This is a genomic window from Ruegeria sp. AL1 (genome assembly GCF_056540905.1).
The window spans coordinates 22662-37417 of the sequence record NZ_JBQFXP010000013.1 but is presented as its reverse complement, the minus strand read 5'-3'; the positions used below and the strand labels follow the sequence as shown (position 1 = coordinate 37417).

Genomic DNA, 14756 nt, shown 5'->3' with positions numbered 1-14756 from the left:
CAATGCCCTCACATGAAATTCGATACATAAATCAGGATCATGATCAGGCCAAGGGGCACGATATAGATCCCCAGGATCAGCTTTCGGCGAAATGATCCGTCATATTTCCTGAGACCGCGCTGAACAAAAGCGTCGCGATCCCCGACCATCCCTTTTTTCTCCCAATGCGCGATCAGCTTACCGCGTCGCACCCAACGGGAATAGATCGAAACGGCGACATAAATCACCGTCAGCACGACCATCAAAGGGATAAGAAAACGAAGTGCGACGAACATTCAAACTCTACCTACTGCGCCCCATGGCCCGACACGTGTGATCACCGCATCGCTGATTCGATCATTGCCGTCCATATCCTGCTCATGCCCGAACAACGCCGCCCGAGCACCGGCTTTGTCCACCTGATACTCGCGCACAAGGAAGTCGGCAACATAGGCTTTTTTGGCCTCGGACCACTTGGCGTATGTGCTGTAGAATAGTTCTTTGTGGCAAATGAACATCTGGCGCGGGTCCAACGGCGCCATCTCGGCCAACAGCATATTCACGAGATCGCGGTTCGGTGTATCGGCAGCGCGCAGCGTATAGAAATAAGCCGGATGATCCGAGGTGATGCGCGGCCACGCCCCCCCGTCCCGGGCCCAGCGTTGCAGCTGCGCCAACCCGTGATAGGCTTCGGGCAAGTGGTCCGAATGGTTGCGGGCAAGACGGCGCATATCGGTGCGATCCAGCCCCGACAAATCAACATCAGCATCCGCGGCGGCCGCGATGGTCAGGAAATCCATCTTCTGCTGCAGGATTGCTGCAGAGTTCACGCCACGCGCCTCGATTATGGTCTCGGTCAGGTTGTTTGAACTGAGGAAACTGGCAATCTTGTTTTGTTGTGATTTGCCAATGACATGGTCAAACGGCAAATCATCTGGCCGGTCGCCCATGAAAATCGCGGTCGGATGATCCAAATCCGGAAACAGGTAGAGCCCCCCGTAATGCGCCGTCCAGAAATTCGGTTGGACAAACGCGGTATGGCGCAGTCGCACCGGGTTGCGCATGACATCACCAGTCTCCCTGGCTGTCTCGATCATTTTTGCGATCAGCACGTCGTCGAACCAGGCGTCTTCTTCAGTTTTGAACCGCTCGACCATACCCGCCAGCTGCGTCGCTTTGCGCAGGGTGCCGCCCACCGTGTCGGCCTCAATTTCTATCTTGCGCAGGTTCAGCAGGTCGGCAGGTGCGGTCAGTTTGAAGACAGAGTTCACCAGCTCTCCGGCCACCGCGTCGGTGGCGGTCAGGGCAAACAGCTGCGCCTCGTTCATTTCGATGAAGTCGCGCAGGATGTCGCGCGAGGTCGAGAATTTGACGTTCAGCAGCGGCGCGCGTTTCTGCTCGGTCGTCAGCAGAATGAACTGCCGGTTGACCCCATTGGGGTTGAGATAGAGCGGATCGTCAAACTCCTGCCCGATCTCGGGGGAATAGCCCGAGATATCGACGTGGAAATCCGTAAGCGCTGTGGTCTTGCCCGCCAGATGCTGCAACGCGCGGTTATACCGCTCGACCAGAGCCGGGCTGGAGATGTGGACGAGATTGCCGAACATCAGGCCTTTTTCGATGAGGCGGATCATGGGGCGCTCCCTTTGCCCAGGGCCTCAATTGAAGGGTCGCGAATGCTTCTCAGCAGGTTATTCATCATTTGCCCGCAACCTAGCCAATGTCGTGGCAATCGCTTCGATTTTAGCTAAATTCTCCTCTGATAACGCTGTATCCTGAACTTCTTCGCCATGTACCAACATGTTTCTTAGCTTACGGAATCCTATAAGCTCCGAAAATAGCTTAGACCCATCTGGTTCGGACGCCAGCATATCTCTTGCGTGTCCGAGGATATTCCCGTTTCGAAGCGCATTTTGCCCGACAACCGAGCGTTCGATCTGTATCCACGCTTGTAGAAACCGTCCAAGACGCTCTGTAGATTTGGAGCTAGGCAGTTTCGGCGAATAGTCGAACAGGCTTTCAAACAACTTCTCTGCGAGTTCTGCGTAAGCCTCTACCTTTGAGCGTTCGACAGTTAGGCCGTTTCCTTGATGGTATAGTTCGTTGCGAAGCCTGTGAAACCACTCGATAACCCCTAAATCTATCCCAACGATTTTTTCGGCTGCATGGTTCTCAACACCGTCAAGCAACCCCGGAAAACTCTGGCAGTAATCGTCTCGTTGCTTCCTCGATATATCTATTCCAGAAATACGCTTCGGCAAAGTTATGAAAGTCTGAAGCATAAGCTCCACAGCGTTGTCGATATTGATCATGGCAAGTCGACGGTTTGTGTCCGTATCATTCACCAAAAGTGAAAAGCCATGCCTAAGAATTTCAGCGGGTCCCGTTGCCCAATGCGCTTCGTTCACTACCCCTTCTCCTCCAGATACCGCCGCTTGGCCTCTTCCATCCGGCCCATCTCGCGGACGGCGTTCTCGATGGCGACCTCGTCGCTCATGTCGGCATAGCGGAATTCGCCGTCGGCTTGGTTGTTCGTTCGTTGCACCACTTGTCCTATCCGTTCCTCTTAAACCGACCCACAACCACAACCGCCAACACCAACAACGGCAACGCAAATGCCCGCGCGGTGATCTGCAAGTTGAACCCGATGTAAGACACTACGCTGCCTTCGAACAGGATCAGCGTTTCCTCCCATGTCGTGCCCTCAAACCCGCCGCCTGTGTTCACGCCGAACTGGGTCAGAAACAGCACCGCCACTGCGCCCAGAAAGCCGAACACGCCCCAGCGTACAGGCAAGATGAAACCCAGAACGAGTGCTAAACCGGTGATCGCAAGTGTCAACGTCATGTCTTTGCCTCCTTTGACCAATGGCGCGTTGTTGCATACGCGCCTCCGGCCAAGATCATTGCGGGGACAAACCAGAACAACGCGCGGCCAAGGAAATGTGAAGGCATTTCACCGGGGCCAAAGGCGTGGAGCAGCGAGATCGGGCGCAAGATGGATGCGCCGTTCATCCAGATCTCGAACAGGGAACTCCAGATATAGGTGACCGCAAAGATGATCAGCGTGAGCATGGCAAAGGCCCAGCCAGATGGAGGACGACGGCGCGCGATGGCCCTGCCGAAAAAGAGGCACGCGCCGATCAGGCTTGCAAAGATCAGGATCAGGCCGCCTGTCATCCCTTGCCCTCCAGATACCGTCGTTTGGCCTCTTCCATCCGGCCCATCTCACGCACGGCGTTTTCGATGGCGACCTCGTCGCTCTTGTCGGCATAGCGGAACTCGCTGTCGGCGTAGCGGTTGATCTCCTGCATCACCATCTCAACCGTGATCGGCTGGCGTAGGTCCTCGATCATCGCTTTCTTGGTGTCGTAGTCGCGGAACAGGAACAGGTCAGGGTTTTCCATCCATTCGTCGGGCAGCTCGAAATCCATCGCACGGACCTTGACCGCGTCGGTGATGTTCTTGATCGCGCGGCCTGTGAACCGCTCATCCGCCTGTTGGATCGCCTTGAGGTAGGTGCCCAGCTTGGCAATCGTGTCCATCTGGCCGATTTGAGCCGAAACCCGTTCATAGACCTGTAGCAGAGCATCCTCATGCGGGCGGGAATGGCTTTCGAAACTGGCGGCGACGGCCTTTTTGATCTCCTGCTCGGCATAGGCGTCGTGCTCGCCCAGCGGGATGTCGTGGTTGCGACCCATCAACAGGTGCAGGATGTCGATGTAATCCTCGCGCGTCTGAGGTCCGTCCACCAGAAACCGCGCGCCCGCCCGCTGACGCAAGGCGTCGTCGACATTCTCGGGGTAGTTTGAGAACATGCCAAAGGTGCAGTTGCCGCGCACGACGGTGTTGGCGCCTGCAAAGCTCTCCATCAGAACAGCGGTGATTTCCAGCTGCCCGGCTGACGATTGCCGGTCGCCGCGTTTGCCCGCCAGTTGGTCGATGTCGTCGATGGTGCCGAACCCGATGACCGAGGGATCAATGATCGAGTTGATAAACGCCTTGGCGTTCTGGCCAGACTTGCCCTGATAGCTGTCGATATTGTCGGTGCTCAGGTTCTGATAGCGGAACGGATAGCCCGCGTTCTGGCAATAGTCGTTGATCAGCCCGGCCATCATCTGGATCAGGGTGGTCTTGCCCGTGCCCGGTTTGCCGTCGCCCATGAAGGTAAAGATGAACCCGCCGAGTTCCGCAAAGGGGTTCAGGCGGCGTTCGAAATCATAGGCCATCAGCATCTTGGCCAGCTTCATCCCCTGATACTTGGCGATATGGTTGCCCACCACCTCATTCGGTTTCTTGAACGTCATGGTGAGGGTGGTGGATTTGGCCTTTGACGCAGGCTCAAATCCGCGGATCGTCAGATCGTCGGCCTCGATATGCCAAGCGGTGTTCTGGAACGGGGCCAGATGGCCAGCGGACCCAGCGCGCAGGGCGGCCTTGTCCATCAGTTGTTCGGCATAGACACTGGTGGCGGCAATCAGATGCGCATCGTCGGTCGCATGTTTCGCCAGCACCTGATCCAGCTCCCACAAGGTGCCGTGCAGGGCAAGCTGGCCATTGTCCGTCAACACCTCTTCGATCTCACCCAGATCAACCGTGGTTTCGCCCAGATGAGACGACATCAGATAAGCTAGCGCATTGCCCAGCACATGAGATGTGATCAAAGCCTCAGCCGTCAGCAATTCCGAAAACTCGGTCTTGCGCGCAACAGGCAAATCCCCCGCCAGATTGGCCCGCTTCAAATCGGCCAACGGAGTCTGCTCTGCATATGCTTCGGCAACGGCGAGAGCGATGGCAATCGCGCGCCGAATGGCTTGCTGCGCGGTGGCCTGAGGGGGTGAGACCAGCGTATCACCATCATCCGACGCTTCGATCCGCTCGACCAGATGCACCCCATCCGCGTGGACCGTCCGCCGTGTCGCCAACCCCGGAGTCGTCGACCGAAACCGCCGCCCTGTGGACACACCCGGAGACCGCTCGACCGCCACCTCAGTCACCTTGGCAATCCGAGGCGCATGTTCAAATCCGTTCAGCAAAGCGGTCGCTGCCGGATAATGCTTGCGAATATCGTCTTCCCGCAATTCCATCTGATCTGACGTCAAACTCATCTTCTCACCAATAGGTATAGTTGAAAAACTTATGGCTCTTCACGTGTCCGCTCTCATCAGCGGTAAAGCAGGCAAGATAGTAACCGCCCAAGTTTACCGGGGGTATCTGATAGCACTCAGAACCTGCTGGAATAGCGTCACCGTGCAATTCAATTGCCTCCGCGTACTCCAATGGGAAGCCGCGCTTATCCAGCATTTTTCGCAGTTCGTCAGCGGAAGTGCCGGCCTCGCTGTTCTCAAAGAACCAGTTGCGTTGGACGGCGCCGTCCAAACCACAAGCTGCAACGGTTAGAAACAAAACAAGAGTTGTTACCGCCTTTGTCATTCAATACCTCAACACCTGCCCCGTTTTGCTGACCACAAACTTGCGCACGTCACCAAAGCCCGGCGGGTCACGCTCGGCCAGAACCTGAAACGGACGCTGAGGCAGGATGATCGATCGCTGGGTGCGTGTTGCCCCGGTTTCAGCCCCCTGCCCACCAAACGGATCCAAAGCAAAAATCTCGCGCTCAACAGTCGAGAACCACCCGGCGCGTTCCTCGATGACATCTTCGCTTTCCAGCTCTTCGGTGGTCCATGCCAGTGCCCAGTCCTGACCCTCTGGCGCTTGGGCACCTTCCAACACCTGCCGCAAGGGGCCGGATTGCTCCGTGAACGCCGAGGAATACATCGGCCCCACATGAATGCGACGCAGGTGTTTGGGGTGCAGGTCGTCGAAATCCTGATCAAAGCCCTTGGCAATCGTTACCAGTTTCAGCCCGCCCAAGGATTGCGCCATCAGATGCGCCTGCACCTCCGGCCAGCGACGTTGGTCTTTGGGCAGGGCCGTCTTACCGCTGTCCTCCAACTGCATCAGGTAGATGACCGGCAGATTGATCTGGCTGTCATAGACCGCCCAGTGGATCATGAACTTGCGCCGTTCACCCTCATTCCCGATCCAGTGGCACTCGGGATCGTTGCGCGCCCAGAACAGCTGACCTTTCAACAATTCCTCGTAGTAGAGCCTTTGAGACAGAGCGAATTGCAGCTTGGTGGGTATTTCCTGATCGCCAATGATCGTCCGCACCATGTCGGTTTTCAGATCATCCTCCGAGGGCATATTCGCAAGATGCACCTGCGCCTGCTGCGCGTCATTGGCCATGGTCAGCAACTCGGTCGCCACGGGAAACCCGCTGTCGCGCTTGTCCATGGCGAGGCTGCCAAAGAACCGCCCCGTATCACGCCCGACCAGCAGGTATTTCATGCTGAGTGCGCGGAAGGTGTAGAGCAACCCCGAGAGATACCGCGACACGATCCGCACCTCTTGCTTGCTGATCGCGCCCTCCGCTTCCATCGTTGCAGCCACGCGCAGGAGGTGGACGGTGATCACCTCGAATTTGCGGAAATAGCGGCGCGAGGCGAAGGTGTCGGTCAGGCAAACGTGGTCTTGGGTGGGGTCAATGTCGTTCATCTAGGAGCGTCCAAGTCCTTCCCATTTTTGTCGATGTGGAACCACCACCGGTATAACGGCGAACCCATGCTATTCAGGACCACTTCGGGATTAATTCCAACTGATCGCTGAAACCGATGCCCCCGTTCACTGCCCCAACTGAGCCAACACAGCAGCCTTATTAACGAAGCTACAACGACCATCATCAGCAGTGCCTGGACGACTTCTGGATAATCCGGTTTCTCTTCGATGAACCCCAATTGCTCCAGTATTCGCGGCAGTTCCAATGGTCCAAGACTTGCAGTTAACATGAGGAATTGCTGGTGAGCGAAACGCACTTAACCACCATACAAGTTCTTATCGTGCTTCTCGACGATCGAGGCGAACCGGCGGGCAAAGCGTTCATCCGCCTTGGCCTTTTTCTCCAGCACGTCACGAGCGAAAACCATGTGGCCCTCATGCGCCTCAAGCATGTCGGCCATTTTCTGGTTGGTCGCGGTGCCGATGGCGGCCATGGCGGTTTGCGCCTCTTGGTCCGTCTGCACGCCGATCTCATTGATGCGGTGGGCGACGTCCTGCTGCTGCGCGGTTTTCAGCGATTTGGTCAGGGCGTCATACAGCACCACGCGCTGTTGCGTGTCTGTCTGCAGCTTGTTGATCAACACCATCTGCGTCGCCGCCTGGTTCTGCAGTGAATCGACCCAGGTCTTGCCCTTTTCGATATAGCGCTCCAGCGTCTGGGATTTGGCCAGCTTGACCTGCTCGTCCTGAACCTTGGCGTTGTATTGCTTGTTCAGCTCGGCCAGTTCAGTCTCTAGCTGAGTGCGCGCGGCGGCGTCCTGTTCAACGCTGATCTTGTTTTCCAACGTGATGATCGTCGGGTCCATGTCCTGAATTTCAGCGCGCAGCGCCTCCAACTCAGCCACGGTCGCCTCACGGTCATCCAGCGTGACGGTCAGGTTGTCCTCAACCTTCACGCGCTGGTCCTCCAGCACGGACAGCTGGCCCTCCAGCAGTTTTACGATCACGTCGGATTTGGCGATCAGGTCCTGCAGCTTGTCGTCGATATTGGCGGTGCGCATCCGCTCCTGCCGCATCGACTCGGATTTGCCCTTGGCGAAGATGCCAACAAACGACTCCCACCCGGTTTTCGAGCGCATCTCGTCGAAATCCTTGGAAAACGCGTTGGTGACGTCATCCAACCCCATGATGAGTTCGGCGATATTGGCGTTCATCACCTCGGTATGGGCGTGCACATCCTCAAGCGTGGCGTTTTCGATGTCGATATCCGCCTCGGCGGTGCCGATTTTGGCGCGCGCGGCTTCGATCCGCGATGTCAGGCTTTGTATCTGCGACTGGCTTTCGCGCACCTTGGTCTGAGTTTCCTGAATCAACGCATCAAACTGCTGGTTCGACATCTGCTATCCCTTTTTTGTTTATATCCCCAATAAGATAGGCAATGTTACGCCTTTTTACATCCCCTTGGGTGCTAAATTCCTGCAAAGACTGACAAACTCGGGTGGAAAAAGATAGGCGGGACAACCAAGGCGCGAACAGAAAGGTGCCCGCGCGGCAATGGTGCAACGCGAAGTCCGAGTGCCGACAACGGCCCGGATGAAACGTCATCACCGTTCACGCGGACAAACAACCCGCTGAAGCAGCCAATGACAGCGTCGAAGACGCTTCGGGTGAGACAGAGGAGCGGAGGCTGTTTCCAGCTTTAACGCCTCGGACTTTAAAAATACCTCTTGGAGATTCACCCCGCATTCTGTGTAGTTGAACCAGCTGACCGGCAAGAGGGCGCATGACTGAACAGATTCAAAGCACCGGAACGCGACGCGGCCGCAAGACGCGACTGGCCAAGCGTGAGGCAAAACCCGAGGTCAACCCCTGTCCTCCGGGACAGATCGGCGGGCGTTACCAACCCCTGACATCGTCCGAATTGACGGCAATCTATGACACGGCGTTAAAGCTGCTGTCGCATCTTGGAATGGGTGAGGTACCGGAGCGGCTGGCCCGGGATCTGCTGAATGCCGGAGCGAAAGATCGCGGCGACGGTCGGATCGTGCTGCCGGAGACGTTGGTTGAAAAAGCCATCACCGATGCCGCGAAGACGTTCACACTGCATGGCCGGGACACGTCCCGGTCCATCAAGGTGGGCGGCGAGCGGGTCTATTTTGGCACCGGCGGCGCGGCAGTTCAGACGCTGGATTTGAATACCGGGCTGTATCGCTCTTCGACCCTTTCTGATCTGCACGACTTTACGCGACTGCAGGATACGCTGGCCAACGTTGCGTGGTTCACCCGATGCTGCATCGCAACCGATGTTCCCGACAGCTATGACCTGGACGTCAACACCGTTTTTGCATTGCTGAAGAACACCACCAAACCGGTTGGAACCGCATTCACATATGCCCATCATGTCGCGCCGATGATGGAGATGCTGAATATCGCAGCAGGCGGAGACGGTGAATTTGCCGCCCGGCCTTTTCTGAAGGCACACATAAGCCCGGTGATTTCACCCATGCGGTTTGGGGCCGATGCGGTCGACGTGGTGTATGAATGCATCGCTCATAACATCCCGATATCCTGCATCACGGCGGCTCAGGCCGGGGCGACCGCGCCTGCGACGCTGGCCGGGTTTCTGGCCCAGTCGCTCGCGGAAACTCTGGCCAGCCTGGTTATGGTCAACGTGATCCAACCGGGCTTTCCCATGATCTTTTCAAACTGGCCGTTTGTCATCGATCTGCGCACCGGCGCGTTTTCCGGTGGCAGCGGCGAAACCGCTTTGCTGAACGCGGCCTCGGCGCAATTGTCCAACTGGCTGGGTTTGCCTTCTGGTGTGGCCAGTTCGATGACGGATGCCAAGGCCATTGACGCCCAATACGGCAGCGAAAAGGGCGTCACCGCACTGGCCGCCGCACTGGCGGGCGGTAATCTCATCTACGAAAGTTCGGGTATGACCGCCTCGCTGCTGGGCGCAAGTTTCGAGGCATTTATCCTGGATGACGAGATGCACTCTGGCATCTATCGCGCGTTGCGCGGAGTCGAGGTGACGGAAACCAACCTGGGGTTTGACGCCATCGTCGATGCCGTTCTGGGCGAAGGGCATTTTCTGGGCGGCGCACAAACTCTTGCCGCGATGGAGCGGGACTATTTCTATCCGTCAATCGCTGACCGCAGCGAGCCGCGAAGCTGGGCGGACAGCGGGGCCCCCGATGCGTGGGCGGCGGCAAAGCGGCGGGCGCAGGAAATCCTGAAAGAGCATCACCCGACATACCTGACCGCAGAACAAGAAGCGGCGATCCGCAAGCGGTTTTCCATCCTGTCATAGAGAACCGCACAGCATCATTTCAGAACAGGTCACAATGACGTCGCCCCGCGCCTGGAGGAACGCGGGGCGTATGGGGCGATAATCCCGAGAGGCAGGACTACCGCCATGTGGTCAGACGGCCTCAGTTCACGGCTTTGGCGTCAACCACATCCTTTTCTATGGCATTGGCCGAGGAAATCTCGATCCGGCGCGGTTTCAGGGCCTCGGGCACCTCGCGCTTCAGGTCGATGTTCAGCATGCCGTTTTCATGGCTGGCGCCTGTGACCCGCACGTGATCGGCCAGGGCAAAGCGGCGTTCGAACGCGCGCGTGGCGATGCCACGGTGCAGATAGCTGCGGTCTTTGTCCTCGGCGGATTTCTTACCGGCGACGACCAGTGAGTTTTCTTTCACTTCAACCGACAGATCGTTTTCCGCGAACCCGGCCACAGCGACCGAGATGCGATAGGTGTCGGCATCGGTCTTTTCAATGTTGTACGGTGGATAAGTGGGTTGCGCGACGTCGTTGGTCAGAACGCGATCCATCATGTCGGCGATTTGGTCAAAGCCAATGGTGGCGCGGTGCAGCGGAGCAAAGTCAAATGTACGCATGTGTCGTATCCTCATGGTTGAGCGATTTACGAGTTGAGCCCTCCGTTCGGACGGGCGGTGATGTTATCCGGACCCCGTTTGCGGCGATCCGGTACACTTCACATGGGGAGCGTATTGACCGGGTTCAAGACCCTCCTGCGCTGATGAATTTGGCCCCGGAACCCGACTTGCCCGAACCCGGCTGCAACCGGCGGATCGAGGCCGTCGGTCTGGGCGCGTCGCGGCGCAGGATCGCCTTGAGTTGCGATACCGAGTCTGCCAATTCCATACCGTAGCCGACCTTGATCGCACCATTGAAACCCACTGCCGAAACAACCGACAGAATTTGCCAGCGCGGACCGTTTCTGGCCAGAATGGCAGATCCGGACGAGCCGAATGTCACATCGCAGTTGAAGCTGATCACCCCCTGCGCGCGGCGCAAAATCTCGCACGAACGCTGACGGGTAATTGCCTCGGCCCGTCCACGTCCGTAAGAGGCGACGCTGATCTCGTTACCCGCAACGCGACCGCTATGCAGCGCGAATGGATCCGCAATCGAATAAGGGATCGGCTCTTCCAACCGCATCAAGGCGACATCCACGCGCACACTTGCGGCCGAAACCGGTTGGTCGGCAATATACTCGGGATGTGATGCGATCTGGATCACCTTGCGTTCAGCCAGCGCCTCGCCATCGCTCAAACCGGCCCGAAACGTGACCTTGCCAGGCTCATAGGGTTTGCCCGTGGCCTTATCCAAGGCGCAATGCGCGGCGGTCAGAACAATGTCCTTGGCAATCAATGTGCCGGTGCAAAACCCGTCATCACCAATGTCCAACCGACCCACGGCCTCCCAGCCGTAAAGATCATTGCGGTCGGTCAACCGCCGTTTTTCCGCCAACTGAGCCTGACTGTTCGTGGCCGCCAAAATCAAAAAAAGAAATGCAGAAACAAATCTGATCATGGTTTAAGAAATCTCGCTCCCAAGGTTTTTCCGGCCGTTCCCGAACCGCTGGACAGGCCAAATCCCCGTCCTTCCGACAATTCCGACTGCAGCAATTGCAGCGATTCCTCCAACGCCGTTCCCAGTGCGACGCGTTGGCCCCGCAATTCGGCCTTTGCGGACACAACGGATACGATGCGCGGTCTTTCACCATCGAATGAAAAAATCGGCGCACCGGATGCCCCGAAATCCACATCGCAGGACATGACAAGAATGCCTGACTGCCGGGCCATGACCGAGCAAACTTCTTGCAACGAAGGGGCCTCGGCCCGGTCATGTGCGTAGGACACAACGCCAACATCTTCGCCCCGGGCCGGGCGGCGTCCGGTTTCGAACGGAACGACCGAGGTATTCCGGATCGGCTGCCACAGCTCGATCAACGCGATGTCATGTTGAACCCGGTCCGCCGATACACTTGCATCATATTGATATCGCGGATGAATGACCGCCTGACGTGCCGCCCGATAGGCCGAGGCATGACCTCTGCGCCATCCGGCGAGAAACTCGATCCGGGCCGGATCAATTCGCTCGCGCGTGGCCTTGTCGAACAGGCAATGCGCCGCCGTCAAAACCAATGTGGGCGAGATCAAAGCCCCGGTGCAAAACCCTGTTCCACCGATATCCAACCGCCCGACGGCCATCCACTCCCGCCCGGAATCGGTGGTTTCAAGGCTTTTCAGTCGTGTATCTTTAGCCTGTACCACCAATGGCAGTACGCTGAGCACGGCGGCTATGATCCAATGTCGCACGCAGGTCTCCGGTCATGTCTTCTGACCTCCGCTCTTAAGCAGTACGTGCGGCAAAATTAGGGCGCGATACGGGTGTGCCGCTCAAACCTGACCTGATCGACCTCACCTCAGGATCGGCACCTGCGATGCCGAGCCGTAGCCCGCCTGCAGGGCGCGCGGTTTTGGCCCGCCTGTCGCCCAGTCCAGCAATTCGACTGTGTGAAGGATCGGAATCCTGGTGCCTGACCCGATCTGCATCATGCAACCGATATTACCAGCGGCGATCACATCCGGTTTCTTAGTCTCCAGTGTTTTCACCTTGCGCTGTTTCAGTTTTCCGGAAATCTCGGGCTGCATCAGATTATATGTCCCGGCACTGCCACAACACAGGTGACTGTCTGCGGGTTCGACCACCCGAAACCCCGCTCGTTTGAGCAGATCCTTGGGATAGGTCTTGATTTTCTGCCCGTGCTGTAGCGAACAGGCCGCGTGATAGGCCACGGTCATTTCTTTCTCATCACCATCCGGCAGGTCCAGCGTCATCAGAAGCTCGCTGATATCCATCGAAATGTCCGATACCCGCGCAGCATCTTCGGCCAGCGGGTCATTGCGGAACATATGCCCGTAATCCTTCACCGTGGTTCCGCATCCCGACGTATTGATGACGATCGCATCCAGCCCGTCCCCATCCATCTCGGCGGTCCAGGCCCGAATATTGGCAGCCGCGGTTTTGTGACTGGCGTCGGACTTCCCCATATGATGGGTCAGGGCCCCGCAGCATCCGGCCCCGTCGGCCACCACAACCTCGCATCCAAACCGGGTCAGCAATCGAATGGTGGCATCGTTGATATCCGTATTCAGCGCCTTCTGCGCACAGCCCGTCATCAGCGCCACGCGTTTTTGGCGCGCACCTTGGGGTGCGAAACTCTGAGGATCATCATTGCGACTGACCGGAGGGATGTGCTTGGGGGCCATGTCCAGCATTGCACGCAGCCGCGCATCCGGCATCAGGAATTTGAACGGACGTCCCAGCTTGGCTCCGATCAGCGCCCAGCGAAACCGCATCGGATAAGGCAGGATTTGCGCCAAAACCCATCGCAGAACGCGATCGGTCATGGGCCGCTTGTAGTTCTGCTCGATATACTCACGCGCATGATCCACAAGGTGCATATAGTGCACACCGGACGGACAGGTGGTCATGCAAGCCAGACAGGACAAACACCGGTCAATATGCTTGACCGTCTTGTCGTCCGGAACACGCGCGTTTTCCAGCATGTCCTTGATCAGGTAGATCCGCCCGCGCGGGCTGTCCAACTCATCGCCCAGAACCTGATAGGTCGGACATGTGGCGGTACAGAACCCACAATGCACACAATTGCGCAGAATCTCGTTCGAACGTTTGATGCCTGGGTCCCGAAGCTGGTCTTCGGTAAACGTCGTCTGCATGTGCCTACCCCATCAGTCCCGGATTGAACAAACCGCGCGGATCAAATCTCTGACGTAAACCCTTGCTCAACGCGGCAACGCCCGAGGATTCAGGCTGAAACCGCCCCAGCCGCCGGGCCGTCGCAGGCGCCGCACGAACCAGGGTTGCATGCCCCACCACATGACCCAGACGCGCGCGCAAATCGGTCCCGGCCGGAACCAACGCCCAGATCAACCCGCCCCCCCAATCGAACAGCATCTGATCCGCTTCAATCCGCGCAGCAACCTCGGGCGCATCCGAGGGTTTTACGGAAAGGCGCCAGACATCACCGTCCTTGCCACGGAACGCTTCGACGTCCCGAACAGCCTGCCATAAACTGTCCGAGCTGCCCTGTTCGGCAATCTCACCAAATCCTGCCAGTAAGGCTTTCAGCTGCGCACGCCGGTAGGCCACAGAATCCGCGAACCCTTCGACCCGCAACAGCGCCTGTTCCTTCTCGGGATCATAGGCCGCACCGTTCACCTCAAAAGGAGATTTCAAGGCAGCCGACATAACGCCAATCGCGCCTGCCACATCAGCAACCTGAACCGCCAGTGTCGCCGTCGCCTCTGGCTTCGGCAACACTTTCAGCGACACCTCTGTCATCACGCCCAAGGTACCCCAGGACCCGGCCATCAGCTTCACCAGATCATAGCCGGTGACATTCTTCATCACCCGCCCACCGTTCTTGACCACCTGCCCCGCGCCATCGACATATCGAACGCCCAGCAGAAAGTCGCGACACGCCCCGGCCTGTATCCGCCTTGGCCCCGAAATATTGCCCGCAACAACGCCACCAATTGTCGACGCTCCGTCCGAGCTCAACAGACCGCGATGATCCATGGGTTCAAAGGCCAGTTGCTGACCTTCTGCCTCCAGCGCCGCCTCAATCTCCGCAACCCGAGTCCCGGTCCTTGCGACAATCGTCAACGCGCCGGGCTCGTACAGCATAATGCCGCTCAACCCCGTCGTTTCGATCACCTGCTCCGGCCCGTCGATTCCGCGCGTTCCGCCTCCGGCAATACGAACCGGCCCATTCAGCCCGCCCACCATCTCGGCCAGCTCGGCCTCTGTCTCAGGTCTCATGATACTTCATCTTTTCCAAAATACTCCGGGGGAGTCGCGGCCCGCCGCGACGGGGGCAGC

At 57.9% G+C, this 14756-nt stretch carries 16 protein-coding genes; 1 reads left to right on the top strand and 15 read right to left on the bottom strand.

Going from position 1 to position 14756, the window contains the following annotated elements:
* Nucleotides 1–8: 8 nt before the first annotated feature.
* The 10 genes from ACRZ9X_RS19190 to ACRZ9X_RS19145 form a co-directional block, all read right to left on the bottom strand.
* Nucleotides 9–275 carry a hypothetical protein gene (locus ACRZ9X_RS19190; RefSeq protein ID WP_480521690.1) on the bottom strand — a complete coding sequence of 89 codons (267 nt, stop codon included), beginning with the start codon at nucleotides 273–275 and terminating at the stop codon, nucleotides 9–11.
* On the bottom strand, nucleotides 276–1613 hold the full coding sequence (locus ACRZ9X_RS19185; RefSeq protein WP_480521689.1) for a DUF6638 family protein: 1338 nt from the start codon (nucleotides 1611–1613) through the stop codon (nucleotides 276–278).
* A 57-nt stretch (nucleotides 1614–1670) separates the two neighbouring features.
* Nucleotides 1671–2387 (bottom strand): hypothetical protein, encoded by a 717-nt coding sequence (locus ACRZ9X_RS19180; RefSeq protein WP_480521688.1) that lies wholly within the window; start codon nucleotides 2385–2387, stop codon nucleotides 1671–1673.
* A complete protein-coding gene (locus tag ACRZ9X_RS19175) occupies nucleotides 2387–2524 on the bottom strand; it encodes a hypothetical protein (protein WP_480521781.1) in 138 nt (45 codons plus the stop codon). Before ACRZ9X_RS19175 ends, ACRZ9X_RS19180 begins: the two co-directional genes overlap by 1 nt.
* An 8-nt stretch (nucleotides 2525–2532) precedes the next feature.
* Nucleotides 2533–2826, bottom strand: coding sequence for a hypothetical protein (locus tag ACRZ9X_RS19170; protein WP_480521687.1), 294 nt, complete (start codon nucleotides 2824–2826; stop codon nucleotides 2533–2535).
* A complete protein-coding gene (locus ACRZ9X_RS19165; RefSeq protein WP_480521686.1) occupies nucleotides 2823–3158 on the bottom strand; it encodes a hypothetical protein in 336 nt (111 codons plus the stop codon). The genes ACRZ9X_RS19170 and ACRZ9X_RS19165 overlap by 4 nt, the downstream gene beginning before the upstream one ends.
* Complete coding sequence (locus ACRZ9X_RS19160; RefSeq protein ID WP_480521685.1) at nucleotides 3155–5086, bottom strand: AAA family ATPase; 1932 nt, start codon at nucleotides 5084–5086, stop codon at nucleotides 3155–3157. The genes ACRZ9X_RS19165 and ACRZ9X_RS19160 overlap by 4 nt, the downstream gene beginning before the upstream one ends.
* A 4-nt stretch (nucleotides 5087–5090) precedes the next feature.
* Nucleotides 5091–5411 carry a hypothetical protein gene (locus tag ACRZ9X_RS19155; protein ID WP_480521684.1) on the bottom strand — a complete coding sequence of 107 codons (321 nt, stop codon included), beginning with the start codon at nucleotides 5409–5411 and terminating at the stop codon, nucleotides 5091–5093.
* Nucleotides 5412–6536 carry a hypothetical protein gene (locus ACRZ9X_RS19150; RefSeq protein ID WP_480521683.1) on the bottom strand — a complete coding sequence of 375 codons (1125 nt, stop codon included), beginning with the start codon at nucleotides 6534–6536 and terminating at the stop codon, nucleotides 5412–5414.
* 317 nt (nucleotides 6537–6853) lie between these two features.
* On the bottom strand, nucleotides 6854–7933 hold the full coding sequence (locus ACRZ9X_RS19145; protein ID WP_480521682.1) for a hypothetical protein: 1080 nt from the start codon (nucleotides 7931–7933) through the stop codon (nucleotides 6854–6856).
* A gap of 386 nt (nucleotides 7934–8319) precedes the next feature.
* On the opposite strand from ACRZ9X_RS19145, the gene ACRZ9X_RS19140 reads away from it, so the two are divergent.
* Nucleotides 8320–9849: a trimethylamine methyltransferase family protein gene (locus ACRZ9X_RS19140; RefSeq protein ID WP_480521681.1), complete on the top strand. Its 1530-nt coding sequence runs from the start codon at nucleotides 8320–8322 to the stop codon at nucleotides 9847–9849.
* Between the two features lie 121 nt (nucleotides 9850–9970).
* On the opposite strand, the gene ACRZ9X_RS19135 is transcribed toward ACRZ9X_RS19140, so the two are convergent.
* From ACRZ9X_RS19135 to ACRZ9X_RS19115, 5 genes are all read right to left on the bottom strand, one after another.
* Nucleotides 9971–10438: an Hsp20 family protein gene (locus ACRZ9X_RS19135; RefSeq protein WP_480521680.1), complete on the bottom strand. Its 468-nt coding sequence runs from the start codon at nucleotides 10436–10438 to the stop codon at nucleotides 9971–9973.
* Nucleotides 10439–10562: 124 nt separating this feature from the next.
* Nucleotides 10563–11297 (bottom strand): trypsin-like serine peptidase, encoded by a 735-nt coding sequence (locus tag ACRZ9X_RS19130; protein WP_480521679.1) that lies wholly within the window; start codon nucleotides 11295–11297, stop codon nucleotides 10563–10565.
* Between the two features lie 77 nt (nucleotides 11298–11374).
* Nucleotides 11375–12166: a trypsin-like serine peptidase gene (locus ACRZ9X_RS19125; RefSeq protein WP_480521678.1), complete on the bottom strand. Its 792-nt coding sequence runs from the start codon at nucleotides 12164–12166 to the stop codon at nucleotides 11375–11377.
* Nucleotides 12167–12268: 102 nt separating this feature from the next.
* Nucleotides 12269–13591, bottom strand: coding sequence for a glycolate oxidase subunit GlcF (glcF, locus tag ACRZ9X_RS19120; RefSeq protein ID WP_480521677.1), 1323 nt, complete (start codon nucleotides 13589–13591; stop codon nucleotides 12269–12271).
* A 4-nt stretch (nucleotides 13592–13595) separates the two neighbouring features.
* Entirely contained in the window at nucleotides 13596–14696 is a 1101-nt protein-coding gene (locus ACRZ9X_RS19115) for an FAD-binding protein (protein WP_480521676.1), read from the bottom strand.
* Nucleotides 14697–14756: the final 60 nt, after the last annotated feature.